The sequence below is a fragment of the Paracoccus panacisoli genome (genome assembly GCF_042435015.1).
Classification (GTDB): Bacteria; Pseudomonadota; Alphaproteobacteria; order Rhodobacterales; family Rhodobacteraceae; genus Paracoccus; species Paracoccus panacisoli.
In genome coordinates this window covers 1-15458 of sequence record NZ_JBHMQU010000071.1, presented here as the reverse complement: position 1 = coordinate 15458, position 15458 = coordinate 1, and the positions used below count along the sequence as shown (strand labels likewise).

Here is a 15458-nt window from a genome sequence, read left to right as displayed (position 1 = left end):
CCTGCGCGCCTAGATTGACGCCGTGACCACGGGGACGCAGGACGGGACGCATGAAAGAACCCACGCAGGACCGCCGACGGCCGGGCCGGGCCCGCCGGCTCGTCGCCCTGCTCGGGGCGGCGCTCGTGCTGCTGGTGGTGCTGGCCGGCACCAACACGCTGCGCAACAAGGCCGGCATCGCCATCACCGACGACACGCCGGCCGAGCGCCGGGCGCTGCTCGAACCCTTCTGGCGGATGGTCGGGACCGACGCCGCCCCCTCACCCCCGGTCGAGGGCGCCGCGGCGCTGCTCATGTCCGGCTGCGACGGCCCACACGACAACATGGACTATTGGGGCGCGGTGCTGGCCGGCGCCGGGCGCCCGGCGCTGGTGGTGGACAGCCACGGCCCGCGCGGGCTGGACGAGTTCGACCTCTGGCGGCTGGTCTGCGCCGGGCAGGTCCTGCCGGGGGCCGAGCGGGCAGGCGACGTCGCCGTGGCGCTGGCCGCGACGCGCGCCTCGCAGGTCACGCTGCTCGGCGCCTCGCACGGCGGCTGGACAGTGATGGAGCTCATGGCGCAGCTTGCCACCGGGGACGCGCCACACGGTCTGACGGCGTGGCCGGCCCCGCCCGCCGACCTCGCGCGGCGGATCGACCGGGTGGTGCTGCTCTATCCCTATTGCGGGGCGCTGAACGGCGCCGAGGCCGGCGACTGGTCGGCGGCGCCGCCGATCCTGATGGTGCTGGGCAGCGAGGACCGGGTCATCAGCACCCCCGACTGCACGGCGATGGCCGAGGCGCTGCGCCGCCGCGGCGCCGACATCCGGGTGATCGAGCTGCCGGGGATCGACCACGGCTTCGATCAGGCGGAACGCTCGGCCCTGTCGCCGCTCAAGCTGGTACCCGAAGCGCGCGAGGCGACCCGCCGCGCGGTGCTCGGGTTCCTTGATGCGGGCAACCCGCGCTGAGGCAGCCCGTCAGGCCCCCGCGACCTCAACCTGCTCGCCCAGCGTGTCCTTGAGCCACAGCTCCTGCACCGCGACCAGCACCGTGAGCGCCAGTGGCACGGCCAGCAGCACGCCGATCACCCCGAACAGCGTCCCGAACACCGCGAGCGAGAAGATCACCACCACCGCGGGCACCTGCACCGTCCATTGCTGGACGCGCGGGACGAGGACGAGGCTCTCGATCTCCTGGATGGCGATGGCGGCGGCGAGGGTCCAGAGGATCGTCTCGAGCCCGACCGGCACCGCGGTCAGCACCGCGATGGCCCCGGCGAGGAACGGGCCGAGCATGGGGACGAAGTTCAGCACCCCCGCGATGACCGCGAGCGCCGTCGCCGAGGGCAGCCCGATCAGCGAGTAGGCGGCAAAGGACATCGCCCCGACCGCGACCATCACGATCAGCTGGCCGACGAACCAGCCGCTCAGCGCATGGGCGATCGAGTCCATCGCCTTGCCGACCCCGGCCCGCTGGGCCGCCGGGAACAGCAGCAGCGTCCCGCGCCGGTAGAGCGCCGGGTCGAGCGCGAAGAACACCCCCGCGCCGATCACCAACAGAAGCTCGATGACCGACGAAAAGGCGTTGATGCCATAGCGCGCCACGTTGCCCACCATGCCGGGGTCGATCAGGTCGGGCGCGAGCTGGTCTACCATCTTTCCCGGGTCGAGCTCGATCGGCATCCCCAGCGTCCCCGCCACCGCGTCGATGGTGTCGGGCAGCGCGCCCAGCACGGCGGCGATCTGCTGGTAGAGCTGGCCCCAGACCAGCCAGATGAAGAGGCCCATCAGCCCGATGGTGCCCAGCGCGGCGATCACCACCGCCCATGTGTAGCGCAGGCCCGTCCACCCCGCGAGGCGCCGCCCGGCGGCCGAGATCAGCACGCCGACCAGCACCGCGGCGAAGATCAGGACGGCGACATAGGACAGCCGCCACAGCAGCAGCGCCGCGGCGCCGAGCGCGATCGCGATGAGGGTGCGGCGGGCGAAATCCCAGTCGGTGAAGCGGTCGGTCATGGCGCAGCGCCCCTTTTCGTGAGGACCCGCACCATCTGTCGCGGCCCGTGCGGGAGAATGGGCCAAGCCAGTGGGCGCGGCAAGCTGCGAGGGCGGTGGACGATGGCTTTGGTGGCGTACTAGGCAGGTCCGAAGGCGGGCAATGATGGGAGCGGTGACCGATCACCGGCGTTGGCGAATGCGGTATTCAACGCGCCCTGATCGTCGTGTGGCGGAGGAAGTGCGCTTCCGACCGGACCGTCTCCTGTGACCCCTAAGGAAGCTCCGGCAGGCTAACGTGTCCTACGGACTTCTAGGGAACATTTCGCAGTTTGACGCCGGTCCACCGGGCAATTCGCTGCTGCGCACAATGTCCGAGGGACGTAGCCCGCAACGCGAAAATCCCCGCAACACACTGACTTGAATACGTTTTCTTTCTACGCATTCGTTGTCGTGCGACCACGGTGGTCGCTCGAAAGGAAACGAAAATGCGAGAAATGTGCCTCAGTCAAATCGAACTGGCTGCCCGATGGAGAATTAGCCCAAGGACACTCGAGCGGTGGCGGTGGATTGGCGATGGGCCGCGCTTCATGAAGCTAGGCAGGCGGGTGATCTATCGCGTCGAAGATGTGTTGGCGTTCGAACAGCAAGAGCTGCGCGATTTGGAGGAGATTAAGGCTGGGCGCTGAAACCGGCGCGCACATCGTCAGCCAAGCCCTGCGTGGCGACTAGTTCTGACCTGCGCAGGGAAGTTGCGTGCGCCGAATAGCCTGCAGTTCGCCACCACGCAGCATTCCGCCCCTCCAGCCCAAGCCATAACCTCCATCCACATCTGCAGATAGAACCGCGTTCGAAAACAATCACTTTACGCGCAATTCCGATTGCCCGCTTTCCTCCCCTCAGTTAGCGTCATCGAGAGCACAGAAAATGGGCCCGCATAGTTTGCGGGTCCACCGATCTGGCCCGGAGGTGATTTTGGAGAGCGACCGGTCGGAACTTCGCTGGGGCGTCGAGCAGCGCCTCGAGTTCATCGAGTTCCGCCTGTTCTGGGAGGGGCATGTGAACCGCAGTGATCTGATGGACCAGTTCGGGGTCTCGGTGAACCAGGCGTCCACCGACCTGAACCGCTACATCGGCTTTGCGCCGGACAACATGGTCTACGACAAGAGTGCGCGAACCTATGTACGAGGCTCCGAGTTCAAGCCGCAGTTTCTCGAGCCTGACGCGAGTCGCTATCTTGCACAGCTGCGATCGGTCGCTGACGGGATCCTCGACCGCGAGGACGCCTGGATCGCCAATCTCCCGCCCTACGCGGCCGCCCCTACGCCAGTTCGTGGGGTCAATCCGGCAACGCTTCGTTCGGTCGTTGGCGCAATCTGCCGGTCCGAGGCGATTGAAGTAAAGTACCAGTCCCTGTCCAGCCCCGAGCCGCGCTGGCGCTGGATCGCCCCCCATGCCATCGCGTTTGACGGTTTCCGGTGGCACACTCGGGCGTTCTGCCAAACCGACAATAGCTTCAAGGACTTCCTATTGTCGCGGATGCTCGAGATCCGAGGCTCGGGCGAAAGCGACAAATCGGCCGGCGACGATCACGACTGGCTTGCCGAGGTTACGCTGGAAGTCGGGCCCCACCCCGACCTCTCGGAAACACAAGCGAGGGTTATTGCGCTCGATTATGGCATGCGCGGCGGCAAGGCGAAGATCAAGGTGAGACGTGCGCTCCTCTACTATGCGCTTAAGCGCCTCGGTCTAGATACCGCCCCCGAAGCGCGCACGCCCCAAGACCAGCAGATCGTGCTGATCAATTGCGACGAGATCTTCAGTGGCATTCGAGCAGCTGGCGCTCCGGAGGGTTCGAAATGAAGCCTTCTTCGGACATCGCCTCCAGTTGCCAGAAGCCAGCAAGTTCATTTGAGGAGAGCCAGATTGGGTAAACAAGCGGCATTCAAGACCAACCCGGTCACCCTGGAGGAGCTTCTCCGTCAGTGTGGGAACGGCAAGATTCAGTTGCCGGATTTCCAGCGCAGCTGGGTGTGGGACGAGGAACGGATCAAGGGGCTGATCGCCTCGATCTCGCAGGCGTTTCCCGTCGGCGCCTTGATGACGCTCGAGGTGAAGCCTGGAGGGGATGGGCCTGCCGTCGAACCTTCTCTGCCCTTTAACACGTTGATTCATTAGTGCGAATTCCAGGCGATCTCCTTCAGATTGTGCTTTGACGTCGATGGGCCCCGCTTCCACAACGAATGACGCGCAAGCGCGAGAGTTCCCCGGCTTCGACCTCCTTCCCCTCGCGGGACGGTGGCGTTACGGCTCTCGGGCGAGGTCTTGAAGTAGCGGAAGGGCGATCGCTGAGTCATGGCGACCGGCTACGGGGCTAGTTGCACCCGTGGCAACCGGGTTCCTTTTACAGGTCCGCAGGCAGCCTTCCGCCGATTTGTGCGTCTTCGGCTCTTGTCGGCTGACCGGAAGGACGTGGGTGGTTGCGAGGCGAGCGCCTCCCAACTAAGCGGACACGCGGACGGCGGGCAAGGCCGCGTCAACGTGGGACGACGACATTTGACCCTTCGACCAATCCGAGGACTACGCACGCTTGTGGGTTGCGTCCTTCCGGAGCGAAGATTGTTCATCCGGTCCGGCGACCATGTCCGGTTCGTTCGCCTGAGCCCCGGAAGGCAGGCCCTCGCCTGGGCTGGTGGAGCGTTTCTGGTGGCGTGGTGCCTGACGGTCACGTCAGTCCTGATCATGAACTCCATCGACTTCCTAACCATGCGCGAGCAGGCCAAGCGAGAGCAGGCGCTCTTTGAGGACCGCGCTCTCGCACTCGGCGGGGAGCGCGACCAGCAGGCGATGGAAGCACTCGCGGCCCAAGAGCGGTTTGCAGCCGCCACGGTGCAGATGTCGTCGATGCAGAGCGACCTGCTTGCGCTCGAGACCCGCCGCCGCGAGATGGAGAGCGAGTTGCAGGCGGCCCAGGCCACTCTGCGCCGTACGATGGACGCGCGCGCTGCCGCAGTGTCTGCGTCGCAGGACCCGAGATCTGAGGAACTCGCCGCCACACTCGACCTACTGACCCTCGCCCTGACCGAAACGGTGGTCGAGCGTGATCAGGCCGCCACCAAGGCCAAGGAGGCCGTTCTTCTTGCCGGCGAGCTGGAGTTCGATCTGCGGCTGAGAAAATCCGAGAGTAATCGAATCCTGCTGCAGATCGAGGAGGCTCTGATCGCCTCGGTGGAGCCGCTCGACGAGGTGCTCCGTGAGGCCGGACTGGACTCTGAGGCGGTACTCGCATCCGCTGGCGATGGTCACTCAGCCCCGAAGGAAGCCTTGGTTCCCCTTGCGGTCTCCACGAGGGGAATAGCCTCGCTGGATGACGAGACCGTGCGCGCGAACCGCATTCTCGAGCGGCTCGACGAGCTCAGCCACTATCGCTTGGCCCTTGAATCGCTGCCGCTCGCCATGCCGGTCCAGGACGCCTTCCGGTACACCTCGCCCTTTGGCCGGCGCTGGGGGCAAATGCACAAAGGGGTCGACATGGCAGGGCCTGTCGGCACCCCCGTCTACGCCACGGCCGACGGGGTCGTCACCTTCGCCGGCTGGCAGAACGGCTACGGGCGGATCATCATCGTTCGCCACCCCTTCGGTCTGGAGACCCGCTACCCGCACCTCAACGCCATCCGCGTCGAGGTGGGCCAGGAAGTTGCGCGCGGCGAGCGGGTCGGCGACATGGGTAACTCGGGCCGCTCCACGGGATCCCACCTCCACTACGAGGTGCGCGTGAACGGTGAAGCGGTCGATCCGATGGGCTACATTCGCGCCGGCCGGGACCTCCTCTGAGCGCGCCCGCGCGCGCCGGTAGCCGGGCTCTTGCTACGTCAGTGAGGCGAAGGGGCGTCGAACTGCACGTAGAGGTGCTCGACGATCTCGAACTGAAGGTCATGGAACTTGCTTGGGCCCGGTTCGCGGCATGACGCGGGAACTGCACTGCCTGCAGTACGGCGAGCCCGAAATCCAGTACGAGATTGTCCGCCGCCCGAGGAAGACACTGGAGATCGCTGGTGAGCCTGCTGCGACAACGTCGATCCGATCATGACCGAAGGTCATGCGCTCGTCCGCCGGCCGCCGTGCGATCTTGCGCGCGCGAAGGCGCTGAGGGCGAGGCTGCCCGAGAGGATTCGGCAGACAATCTGGGCGCCGGTCAAGCGCGTTGGCCCAGATAAGCAATGGTGACCCGCCGGTCGCGGGACGCGGGGCTGATATGGGCGTGGCCGTGATCGTGAGGCATCGTCTTCTCTCTCAGGTCTCGGCGTCACCTTGATGGACCGCCTTGTGGTGCTCGCCATGCGCGTCGCGCAGGATTCCGATGCCGCCCCAAGCGGCGACGCCGGCGACGGCGATACCGACCACCAGATCGGGCCAATTGCTGCCCAGCCACCAGACGAGACCGCCTGCGACGAGAATTCCGCCGTTTGAAATGAAGTCGTTGATACTGAAGGTGTTGGCCGCTCTGACATTCACGTCCGGATCCTCGAGTCGACCAAGAAGCCGGATGCAGACGCCATTCACGACCGCGGCAATGAGCGCCATGGAAATCATGAGCGGGCCGAGCGGCTCGGAACCGGTGTAGTAGCGACGAACAGCATCGATCAGGATGCCAACCGCCAGAATCAGCAGCAGGCCCCCCGACAAGTTCGCGGCCCAACGCTTCCATTTGTCCGAACGAGACAGCGCGAAAAGGCTGATGGCGTAGACGAAGCTGTCGGAGGTGTTGTCCAGACCGTTGGCGATCAGCGCACTGGAGTCGCCCAGTGCGCCGGTCGCGAAGAAGCCGAACGCAATGGCAACATTCAGCAGCAGAACCGTCCAGAGCGTACGGCGCTGACGTTCATCCGGATCCTTTGACAGTTTTCTGGACATCAGGTTCGCCTCCGTTCGTACTGGCCGGCGGATCAAGGCGGCTCCATCCACCCTGCAGGCGCAAACCACTCGATCCTCGCCGGAAAAGGGTAGCCCTTTGCCCAAGAATCGGTCGAGAGACAGTTTTGGTTCCTCTGGTCCCCAGAAGTTCGAGGGCGGCGCGTGGATTTATGCCCAGCGCTGCGCGGGCCGGGCGGGTTCACGGCAGCGCCCGCAAGGCAGACGCGGCCGCCTGTCACGTCCGGGCGATCGGGTCGCTCGGCCAGCCACGTCCAGAGGATCGACGCCACGATGCAGACGCTTCGGAGTCGATCTGCGCCAGGAACCGGCCGAAGGCGATCAGGCTCGCCACGCCCGGCCCGAGCGAAGCCGCGGAGGCGCCGAGGCGCCACAATGGCGAAACAGCCCGCGATCTCGCGCCAAAGCCGCGGCGGCATAGATCGTCAAGGTCGGCAGCGCCGTCATTCAGCCGCCGCCGTCGGCACGTCGTGGTCATGTGCGCAGTGGGAATGGTCGCTCAGCGACTCGATTACGCGGCAGTCGGCGATGGTCCCTTGTGCGCATTGCCGGATCATCCGCTCCAGCTCGGCTTCCAGCGCCGTCAGCTGCGCGATCCGGGCCTTCACCGCAGCGAGTTGCTCCTTCGCGATGATGTCGGCGGCTGCGCAGGATTGGTCGGGCTGGTCGGAGAGGCTCAGAAGGTCGCGGATGGCGTCCAGCGGAAACCCGAGTTCGCGCGCGTGGCGAATGAAAGCCAGCCGATCCTGCGCGGACTTTCCGTATAGACGCTGGTTGCCGGCGCTGCGCTCCGGCTCGGGCAGGAGGCCGATCTGCTCGTAGTAGCGGATGGTCGGCACCTTCACCCCGGCCGCCTCACCCAGTTTTCCGATGGTGAGCATCAGATTCCCTCTTGAAGCTACAGTAGCTAGAGACATTAAGTTCCCGATTCGATGAAGGCAACTGCCCGATCGGGGCGAAGGAAAGACGATGACGGGAACCGACGTGGAAACAGCGACGGCCTGCGACTGGACCGTTTCGGGCATGGATTGCGGCTCCTGCGCGACCAAGATCAAGGATGCGGTCGGGCGCCTCCCCGGCGTCAGCGGCGTGGAGGTCGGCATCATGTCCGAGCGTCTGCGCCTGACCCTGGACGAGGCGCAGACCGGCCGCGACAAGGTTGAAAAGACGGTCCGGGCCCTTGGATACGGCATCGCACCACGCGCCGCGGCGGCCAAGAACGAGTTTGTGATGCCCGGCGGCCCGAAGGCCGGCACGGCCGCGACACGAGACGAAAGCGGCCACGGCAGCCCCAGCCATGTCCATGACGACCCGGCAGACCGCGGCAAGCGCTGGTATCAGACGGGCAAGGGCAAGCTCGTCATCTTTACCGCTCTCCTACTGGCGGTGGCCTGGGGCATAGAGTTGCTGGCGCCTCAGTTCGGCAAGTGGGCCTTTGTCGCCGCCTGCCTGATCGGCGTGGCACCGGTGGCGCAACGCGCCTTTGCCGCCCTGCGGCTGGGCCAACCGTTCACCATCGAAAGCCTGATGACCGTGGCTGCCATCGGCGCCCTTTTCATCGACGCGGCCGAGGAGGCGGCACTGGTCGTGTTCCTGTTCGCGGTCGGCGAGGTTCTGGAAGGTGTCGCGGCGGGCAAGGCCCGGGACGGCATTCGGGCTCTGGCCAATCTGGTGCCGAAGACCGCATTTCTTGAACTGAATGGCGTCACGAAAGAGGTTCCGGCCGCCAGCCTGCGGGTCGGGCAGTTCGTGCTCGTCCGCCCCGGCGACCGCGTCCCGGCGGATGGCGAGATCGCCAAGGGCACATCCGGCATCGACGAAAGCCCGGTCACCGGCGAGAGCATGCCGAAAACGCGGGGGCCGGGCGATCCGGTCTTTGCCGGGTCGATCAACACCGAGGCCGTGCTGCGCGTAATGGTCACGAAGGCGGCCGAGGACAACACCATCGCCCGCATCATCCGTCTGGTCGAAGAAGCCGAGGAGGCCCGCGCGCCGACCGAACGCTTCATCGACCGCTTCAGCCGCTGGTACATGCCCGCCATCGTCACCGTGGCGGCGCTGGTCGTGCTGGTGCCGCCGCTGGCCTTCGCTCAGCCTTGGGATACCTGGATTTATCGTGGCCTTGCGCTTCTGCTGATCGGCTGCCCCTGCGCGCTGGTCATCTCGGTTCCGGCCTCAATCGCCTCGGCGCTATCCACCGGCGCGCGGCGCGGCTTGCTGATGAAGGGTGGCGCGGTGATCGAGGCGGCCTCGAAGGTCAGCCGCATCGCCTTCGACAAGACCGGCACCCTGACCCACGGGCGGCCGATGGTTACCGATATCGTGACCTTCGGCGCCACCACCGAGGCCGAGCTTCTGGCCGTGGCGGCGGGCGTCGAGACCGGATCCAGCCATCCGCTGGCCATCGCCATCCTGAACAAGGCCACGGAAGCGGGCGTTGCAGCCCTGCCGTCGCGCGATGCCAGGGCGCTGATGGGCAAGGGCGTGATCGCGACAGTCGGGGACGCAGCGGCCTGGGTGACCTCCCCCCGCCATGCGATGGAGAACGGCGGCCTCGACGATCCTGGCCTGCGCCAGGCCACCGTCTTCGAAGAAGAGGGCAAGACCGCCGTTGCGGTGTTCCGTGAAAAGACCCCGCTCGGCCTGATCGCCATGCGCGACGAACCCCGCAAGGACGCGGCCGAGGCGGTCCGGCAGCTCAAGGACATGGGTGTCGCCCCGGTCATCCTGACCGGAGACAATCCGCGCACGGCCGCTGCCATTGCCGGGGGCCTCGGCATGGAGTTCCAGGCCGACATGATGCCCGAGGACAAGCTCACGGCGATCCGCGACATGAGCGAGCACGGTGGCGTGATGATGATCGGCGACGGGATCAACGACGCCCCCGCGCTGAAACAGGCGGATGTCGGCGTGGCTATGGGGTCAGGAACCGACGTGGCCTTGGAAACCGCCGATGCGGCGATCCTTCGCGACCGGGTGATCGATATCCCGGCGATGATCCGGCTCGCCCGTGCGGCAATGGCCAACGTCCGGCAGAACGTGGCGATCGCGCTCGGCCTCAAGGCGGTGTTTCTGGTGACGACCATCCTCGGGATCACCGGGCTCTGGATTGCCATCCTCGCCGATACCGGCGCAACGGTGCTGGTCACGCTCAATGCGCTGCGGCTTCTCGCTTTCAAGCCCGAACGCGAGGCATGACGCATGATCTCCGGCTTTGGCTGGGCCGTCCTGGTCCTGATCTTCGGCTATCTGGCGCTGTTCCTCTGGGGCATCGCCATCGCGGCAGATGCATCTGGCCGCTCTGTCTGGCTTTTCGGGCGGGCGTCCGGACGCGACCGCTGGGCGGCCTTCGGCTTTCGTGCGGCCTTCGTCGTCGCCTTGTTCGGGCCACTCTTCTGGCTGGCCTGGCCGATCCTGCACAAGGCCGACCCGCTCTGGACCGAGGGAGAGGTGGCTGCGCTTGGTGCGGTTGGCGTGTTCCTCGCCGGGGTCGGCGCGATGGTGGCTTTTGCCGCGCAGATGTCGATGGGCACATCGTGGCGCGTCGGGGTCGCAAGCGATGCCACGGGCGATCTCGTCTCGGGCGGGCTTTACCGGTTCAGCCGCAATCCGACCTTCCTCGGGCAGTTCGCGCTGCTTGCGGGCGTCGGCTTCGCAATCGCTTCACTCCCGACGATCCTTGCGCCGCTGCTCTTCCTCGGATCGGCCTCCTTGCAGATCCGGTCCGAGGAAGCTGTCCTGCGCCAGTCCCTTGGCGCGGAGTATGAGCGCTACGCGGCTTCAGTCCCGCGCTGGATCGGCTTGCGCCGCAGGAGCGTCAAATGAGCACCCGGCTGATCGTTGCCCTGATCGGTATCACCACGCTGGCCGATCAACTGACGAAGGCGGCGGCGCTGGCGCTGCTCTCTCGCGACGAGACGGTTCCCGTTCTTCCCGGCTTCAGCCTGACGCTCGGCTTCAACGAGGGATCGAGCTTCGGCATGCTGTCGGACGTAATGGCGGGCAAGCCACTGCTGATGGCGGCCCTGACAGGATTTCTGACCCTGATCTTCGCCGTCATGGCAGTCCGGGCGCCGCGCCCGTTCGAGCGGGCCGGTCTTGCGCTGGTCGTTGGCGGTGCGCTTGGCAACATCATCGACCGGCTGCGGCAGGGCGCCGTGACCGACTTCCTCGACCTCTATTGGCGCGACTGGCATTGGCCCACGTTCAACGTCGCGGATATTGCCATCACGCTTGGCGCGGTGTGCATCCTCGCAGCCTCTCTTCCCGCACGCCGTCGCAAGGAGCCTGTTCTTGACCAACACTGACGTACAGAGCCTGTCCCACGACGACTTGCACCTTACGGCCGCATTCCTGATCGCGCTGGCGGCAACACTTGGCGCGCTCTTCATCGGCGAGGTGCTGGGACAGACGCCCTGCACGCTCTGCTGGTATCAGCGCATCGCCATGTTCCCGCTGGTGCCGATCCTTGGCCTGTCGCTGTGGCGAAGCGACGGCATGGCCCGCCCATACGCCCTGCCGCTGGCGCTGGCGGGTCTGGCGCTGGCCGCCTGGCGTTCCGGGCTTTACATGGGGCTAATCCCGCAGGACATCGCACCCTGCACCAAGGATGGCCCGTCCTGCTCTGGTCCGGCGCAGATCATTCTGGGCCTGCCTATTCCCTACCTGTCGCTGGCAGCCTTTGCCGCGATCCTTGCCTGTCTCATCTTGCCCAAAGGAAACCGCATATGAACCGCCGCACTCTCTTGATCGGGGCTCCGGCTCTTGGGCTTGTCGCATTCGGCGGCGGTGCGTCCATCCTGAACCGCCAGCGTCAGGCCGAGGCCGAAGCGCTCGCTGCCGCCACCCCCGCGGTGGATCCATCCCTTCTGATCCGCGCCCATTCCCCCAGCTTCGGCCCCGAGGATGCTCCGGTTACCTTGGTCGAGTTCTTCGACCCCTCCTGCGAAGCCTGCCGAGCCTATCATCCGGTGGTGCAGGAAATCCGGCGGCAGTTCCCGAAGCAGGTCCGGGTCGTGCTGCGCTACACGGTGTTCCACGAAGGCTCGGACGAAGCGGTGCGCATCCTCGAAACCGCGCGGATGCAGGACAAGCTCGAACCGGTGCTTGATGCGCTGCTGGAGCGGCAACCCCAGTGGGCAGTGCATGGCATGCCGAGACTGGACGTGGCCTGGCAGGTCGCGGGAGCTGCTGGCCTCGACCTCGAGCGGGCCGAAAGCGACAGGCTGTTTCCGGGGATCACCGGCATCCTCAATCAGGACATGGCCGATGTTGAAGCCCTCGGCGTCGGCCAGACGCCGACGTTCTTTCTGAACGGCACGCGACTGGAAAACTTCAGCGCGGAAAGCCTTGTCGCCGCTGTGCGATCTGCCGTGGAGAATGCCTGAACGGAAGGCTCAGGAACGGTCGGCAAAGGCCGCGAACAAGGCGAGCGTTCGCTCGCTCACGTGATGCTCGATCCCTTCGGCATCGCGCTCGGCTGTCTCGGGATCAAGACCAAGACTGAGCAGGAACCGCAACACGATCTCGTGCCGCTGTTGGCATTCCCGGGCCAGCGCCCGGCCCTCTTCCGTCAGAAAGACCGAGCGGTACTTGGCGCGGGTGATCAGGCCGTCCCGGGCCAGACGGCCGAGTGTCTTGGCGACGGTGGGCGCCGTGACACCCATCTTGGTCGCGATATCGACCGGCCGTGCCTCGCCGTGTTCGTGGATCAGTTCCGCGATCAGTTCGACGTAGTCTTCCGCCAATTCGTTGCGCCGCGCCTCTCGCACCCCTTGGAACGCCTCCGCGCGTGGGTCGGCGGGGCGCGCCTCGGGCTCGAGAGCTTCTGCTTCAGTGTGGTCATCAGCCATCATCCTTCCAGTCTCGCACGAACCGGATTGACACGTAAAGCCACAGGGATGATTATTAGCCTTGTCTAACTTGTCGCGCCGAGGCTTTGGCGTGCTGCCCACAGGGAAAGCCTTCCCCATGACTGCCAATGTCCGGAAGCAAGCGCGCGATGCGCCGTCCGAATTGGAGGCGTCCCGGTCCATCGCTCCGCCTGACGGCAACGCAGGGTCGGTTGACACGTCCCGACGCGCGTTGCTGGTCGGTGGACTGGCCGCCGCGAGTGGCGCCGCCATCATAGCGGGTGTCGCGCGGTCCCAGGCCGCGCCAGACCCGATGGCGGGCCACGACATGTCCGCCATGCCGACCGACCCCTATGCAGCACCCATGCCCGGCATGGCGCATGGCAACATGACAACGGTCGGTGTGGTCGATCACGACCGGAACGGCTTCGACCCGACAACCATGCTGACGGAGTGGGAAACGGGCCTGACCGATCTTTTGCCCGATGGCCGAACGCTGCGCACCTTCGAAGTCGCTGCCATCGACCGGGAGATCGAGATCGCGCCCGGCATCTTCTTTCCGGCCTGGACCTTCAATGACCGCGTGCCCGGACCGGCACTGAGGGCGAAGGAAGGCGAGCGGTTGCGGATCATCTTCCGCAACTATGGATCGCACCCGCATTCGATGCACTTCCACGGCATCCATTCGGCGCGAATGGACGGCGTTCCTGGTGCCGGTTTGATTGGTCCCGGCGAAGAGTTCATCTACGAGTTCGACGCCAAGCCGTTCGGATGCCACCTCTATCATTGCCACGCCCTGCCGCTGAAGCGGCACATTCACAAGGGCATGTATGGCCTGTTCGTGATTGACCCCGATCCCGCCCGGCACCCCGAGAATGCGGCCGTGGCAGCCTCGCGCGTGCTCGGCAGCCCCGAGAATGCTCGATGGCAGGAACTGGCGATGGTGATGAACGCCTTCGACACCAACTTCGACGGAGCAAACGAGATTTACGCGGTCAACACCGTGGGCCAGGCCTACATGAACGCGCCGATCCGCATCGACAAGTCGCGGCCTGTGCGCATCTATCTGGTGAACGTGACCGAGTTCGACCCGATCAACTCGTTGCACCTGCATGCGAATTTCTTTGACTACTACGATACCGGCACCACCCTGACGCCGACGCTGCGCACGGTCGATCTGATCATGCAGTGTCAGGCGCAGCGCGGGATCCTCGAGTTCAGCTTCGCCGAGCACGAGGACGGCATGTACATGTTCCACGCCCACCAGTCCGAATTCACCGAGCTTGGTTGGGTCGGGATGTTCGACGTTCGGGGGCCAGAAGCATGAGCGACCAGAGCCAACCCACCCGCCCCGCAATGATCCGGCTGCTGCTTCTGTTTGTGCCGCTGGCGGTCATGCTTGGCGCCTTCGTCTGGATCGCGTCGCTCGATCCCCTCCGCAGTTTCAACAATGGCGCGCCTCCGGTCGAGGCGCTGACGGTGGAGCGGACGATTCTGGACGAGACCGGCATCCAGATTCTGGTGCGCGCGGGCGGTTCAGAGGCCATGCAGATTGCGCAGGTTGCCGTCGACGATGCCTATTGGACGTTCACGCAGGCCCCTCCGGGGGCCGTCGCGCGTGGCACTGCCGTCTGGGTTCGCATCCCTTACCCATGGGTGCTGGGTGAGGCGCATCGTGTGGCGCTGCTGTCCAACACCGGCACGGCGTTTGAACATGAAATCGCCGTAGCCGTGCCGACGCCGAAGGCCACGGCGGGCCAGCTGCGCATTCAGGCGCTGGTCGGGGCGATTGTCGGCCTGTTGCCCGTGGCGCTCGGCCTGATGTTCTATCCGGCGATGCGCGGTGTCGGGCGGACCGGGATGAACTTCCTGCTCGCGCTGACCGTCGGGCTGCTGGCCTTCCTGCTCATCGACATGACCTTAGAGGCGCTGGAGCTTTCAGCCGGAGCCGCCGCATTGTTCCAAGGCTCGGCCATGGTCTGGCTGACGGCCTTGGCATGCTTTCTGCTGCTGATGGCGATCGGACGCTGGCGCGGCCAACCGGAGGGTCTGGCGCTCGCCTTCTACATCGCCCTCGGGATCGGGTTGCACAACTTTGGCGAGGGGCTGGCGATCGGGGGCGCCTTTGCCGCCGGATCGGCGGGGCTTGGCACGTTCCTCGTCCTCGGCTTTGCGCTGCACAATGTGACTGAGGGGATCGGCATTGCAGCGCCGATGCTGCGGATTCGACCGCCGCTCTGGACCTTCGCAGCCCTGACGCTTCTGGCTGGCGGCCCGGCCGTGCTGGGAATGTGGACGGGCAGTCTGGCCTATGCGCCGCAATGGTCGGCCTTGGCGCTGGCGGTCGGGGCCGGTGCGATCCTGCAGGTCATGGTCGAGGTCAGCGCCTACCTGATGCGTCAGAACAGCGACCGGCAAGCGGCACTGTTTTCCCCCGCCGTTCTTGGCGGATTTCTTGGCGGGCTCGCCTTCATGTACGCGACGGCGGCGCTGATCAAGGTGTGACCCGGACCATTCCCCGGCGTCGGATCATGGCGAGATCCGGCACACCGGCTTTTGCCGGGCGCAATCCGCGCGCTTGTCGCTGACACAATCGTCGCCGTGAACATGAGCTTTCTGCGCAGCGTTCTGCTCCTGACCTGCCACGGGCTTTTTCCTCCATCTGTGACTAGAGTCCGGCCCAACGAGAGGACGGACG

Annotated in this window: 16 protein-coding genes and 1 pseudogene; 12 read left to right on the top strand and 5 right to left on the bottom strand. The window is 65.7% G+C overall.

What is annotated here, in order from left to right; all coding sequences use genetic code 11:
- Positions 1-50 precede the first annotated feature (50 nt).
- Positions 51-950: a dienelactone hydrolase family protein gene (locus ACFHYO_RS13280; RefSeq protein ID WP_394320991.1), complete on the top strand. Its 900-nt coding sequence runs from the start codon at positions 51-53 to the stop codon at positions 948-950.
- A 9-nt stretch (positions 951-959) separates the two neighbouring features.
- Here the strand turns inward: ACFHYO_RS13280 and ACFHYO_RS13275 are convergent, their stop codons facing one another.
- Complete coding sequence (locus ACFHYO_RS13275; RefSeq protein ID WP_394320989.1) at positions 960-1997, bottom strand: AI-2E family transporter; 1038 nt, start codon at positions 1995-1997, stop codon at positions 960-962.
- 467 nt (positions 1998-2464) lie between these two features.
- Between ACFHYO_RS13275 and ACFHYO_RS13270 the strand changes: the two genes are divergently transcribed.
- The 4 genes from ACFHYO_RS13270 to ACFHYO_RS13255 all read left to right on the top strand — a co-directional run bounded on the left by ACFHYO_RS13270 (position 2465) and on the right by ACFHYO_RS13255 (position 5810).
- Positions 2465-2665 (top strand): helix-turn-helix transcriptional regulator, encoded by a 201-nt coding sequence (locus ACFHYO_RS13270; protein WP_394320987.1) that lies wholly within the window; start codon positions 2465-2467, stop codon positions 2663-2665.
- A gap of 286 nt (positions 2666-2951) precedes the next feature.
- Complete coding sequence (locus tag ACFHYO_RS13265) at positions 2952-3839, top strand: BrxR family helix-turn-helix transcriptional regulator (protein WP_394320985.1); 888 nt, start codon at positions 2952-2954, stop codon at positions 3837-3839.
- Positions 3840-3902: 63 nt separating this feature from the next.
- Positions 3903-4154 carry a GmrSD restriction endonuclease domain-containing protein gene (locus tag ACFHYO_RS13260; RefSeq protein WP_394320983.1) on the top strand — a complete coding sequence of 84 codons (252 nt, stop codon included), beginning with the start codon at positions 3903-3905 and terminating at the stop codon, positions 4152-4154.
- Positions 4155-4517: 363 nt separating this feature from the next.
- Positions 4518-5810 carry a DUF5930 domain-containing protein gene (locus ACFHYO_RS13255; protein ID WP_394321052.1) on the top strand — a complete coding sequence of 431 codons (1293 nt, stop codon included), beginning with the start codon at positions 4518-4520 and terminating at the stop codon, positions 5808-5810.
- A 228-nt stretch (positions 5811-6038) separates the two neighbouring features.
- On the opposite strand, the pseudogene ACFHYO_RS13250 reads toward ACFHYO_RS13255, so the two are convergent.
- The 3 genes and pseudogenes from ACFHYO_RS13250 to ACFHYO_RS13240 all read right to left on the bottom strand — a co-directional run.
- A pseudogene (locus ACFHYO_RS13250) lies at positions 6039-6258 on the bottom strand (cation diffusion facilitator family transporter); the annotation flags it as partial.
- Between the two features lie 11 nt (positions 6259-6269).
- The gene (locus ACFHYO_RS13245; protein WP_052042060.1) at positions 6270-6890 is read right to left on the bottom strand and encodes a cation efflux transmembrane domain-containing protein; all 621 of its coding nucleotides are present in this window, start codon (positions 6888-6890) and stop codon (positions 6270-6272) included.
- Positions 6891-7351: 461 nt separating this feature from the next.
- Positions 7352-7789 (bottom strand): MerR family transcriptional regulator, encoded by a 438-nt coding sequence (locus tag ACFHYO_RS13240; RefSeq protein WP_036700253.1) that lies wholly within the window; start codon positions 7787-7789, stop codon positions 7352-7354.
- Positions 7790-7877: 88 nt separating this feature from the next.
- On the opposite strand from ACFHYO_RS13240, the gene ACFHYO_RS13235 reads away from it, so the two are divergent.
- The 5 genes from ACFHYO_RS13235 to ACFHYO_RS13215 are packed head-to-tail and all read left to right on the top strand — an operon-like array spanning position 7878 to position 12295.
- A complete protein-coding gene (locus ACFHYO_RS13235) occupies positions 7878-10106 on the top strand; it encodes a heavy metal translocating P-type ATPase (RefSeq protein ID WP_052042061.1) in 2229 nt (742 codons plus the stop codon).
- Positions 10107-10109: 3 nt separating this feature from the next.
- Positions 10110-10733, top strand: coding sequence for a methyltransferase family protein (locus tag ACFHYO_RS13230; protein ID WP_394320981.1), 624 nt, complete (start codon positions 10110-10112; stop codon positions 10731-10733).
- On the top strand, positions 10730-11215 hold the full coding sequence (lspA, locus tag ACFHYO_RS13225; RefSeq protein ID WP_036700251.1) for a signal peptidase II: 486 nt from the start codon (positions 10730-10732) through the stop codon (positions 11213-11215). Before ACFHYO_RS13230 ends, lspA begins: the two co-directional genes overlap by 4 nt.
- Complete coding sequence (locus tag ACFHYO_RS13220) at positions 11202-11639, top strand: disulfide bond formation protein B (protein WP_394320979.1); 438 nt, start codon at positions 11202-11204, stop codon at positions 11637-11639. The genes lspA and ACFHYO_RS13220 overlap by 14 nt, the downstream gene beginning before the upstream one ends.
- Complete coding sequence (locus ACFHYO_RS13215) at positions 11636-12295, top strand: DsbA family protein (RefSeq protein ID WP_036708053.1); 660 nt, start codon at positions 11636-11638, stop codon at positions 12293-12295. Before ACFHYO_RS13220 ends, ACFHYO_RS13215 begins: the two co-directional genes overlap by 4 nt.
- Positions 12296-12304: 9 nt before the next feature.
- Here ACFHYO_RS13215 and mntR read toward each other — a convergent pair whose 3' ends face one another.
- Complete coding sequence (mntR, locus tag ACFHYO_RS13210) at positions 12305-12760, bottom strand: manganese-binding transcriptional regulator MntR (protein WP_036700249.1); 456 nt, start codon at positions 12758-12760, stop codon at positions 12305-12307.
- 118 nt (positions 12761-12878) lie between these two features.
- Here mntR and ACFHYO_RS13205 point away from each other — a divergent pair, with 118 nt between their 5' ends.
- Both ACFHYO_RS13205 and ACFHYO_RS13200 read left to right on the top strand, forming a co-directional pair.
- Positions 12879-14087: a multicopper oxidase domain-containing protein gene (locus ACFHYO_RS13205; RefSeq protein ID WP_081962576.1), complete on the top strand. Its 1209-nt coding sequence runs from the start codon at positions 12879-12881 to the stop codon at positions 14085-14087.
- Positions 14084-15265, top strand: coding sequence for a ZIP family metal transporter (locus ACFHYO_RS13200; protein ID WP_036708058.1), 1182 nt, complete (start codon positions 14084-14086; stop codon positions 15263-15265). The genes ACFHYO_RS13205 and ACFHYO_RS13200 overlap by 4 nt, the downstream gene beginning before the upstream one ends.
- The last annotated feature ends 193 nt before the right edge of the window (positions 15266-15458 follow it).

What these genes read in the sequence shown, in the direction of transcription:
- ACFHYO_RS13240 (WP_036700253.1), bottom strand. Translation starts at nt 7,789, where the DNA reads ATGCTCACCATCGGAAAACTGGGTGAGGCGGCCGGGGTGAAGGTGCCG.
- ACFHYO_RS13270 (WP_394320987.1), top strand. Translation starts at nt 2,465, where the DNA reads ATGCGAGAAATGTGCCTCAGTCAAATCGAACTGGCTGCCCGATGGAGA.
- ACFHYO_RS13215 (WP_036708053.1), top strand. Translation starts at nt 11,636, where the DNA reads ATGAACCGCCGCACTCTCTTGATCGGGGCTCCGGCTCTTGGGCTTGTC.
- ACFHYO_RS13275 (WP_394320989.1), bottom strand. Translation starts at nt 1,997, where the DNA reads ATGACCGACCGCTTCACCGACTGGGATTTCGCCCGCCGCACCCTCATC.
- ACFHYO_RS13280 (WP_394320991.1), top strand. Translation starts at nt 51, where the DNA reads ATGAAAGAACCCACGCAGGACCGCCGACGGCCGGGCCGGGCCCGCCGG.
- ACFHYO_RS13245 (WP_052042060.1), bottom strand. Translation starts at nt 6,890, where the DNA reads ATGTCCAGAAAACTGTCAAAGGATCCGGATGAACGTCAGCGCCGTACG.
- mntR (WP_036700249.1), bottom strand. Translation starts at nt 12,760, where the DNA reads ATGGCTGATGACCACACTGAAGCAGAAGCTCTCGAGCCCGAGGCGCGC.
- ACFHYO_RS13205 (WP_081962576.1), top strand. Translation starts at nt 12,879, where the DNA reads ATGACTGCCAATGTCCGGAAGCAAGCGCGCGATGCGCCGTCCGAATTG.
- ACFHYO_RS13230 (WP_394320981.1), top strand. Translation starts at nt 10,110, where the DNA reads ATGATCTCCGGCTTTGGCTGGGCCGTCCTGGTCCTGATCTTCGGCTAT.
- ACFHYO_RS13200 (WP_036708058.1), top strand. Translation starts at nt 14,084, where the DNA reads ATGAGCGACCAGAGCCAACCCACCCGCCCCGCAATGATCCGGCTGCTG.
- ACFHYO_RS13235 (WP_052042061.1), top strand. Translation starts at nt 7,878, where the DNA reads ATGACGGGAACCGACGTGGAAACAGCGACGGCCTGCGACTGGACCGTT.
- lspA (WP_036700251.1), top strand. Translation starts at nt 10,730, where the DNA reads ATGAGCACCCGGCTGATCGTTGCCCTGATCGGTATCACCACGCTGGCC.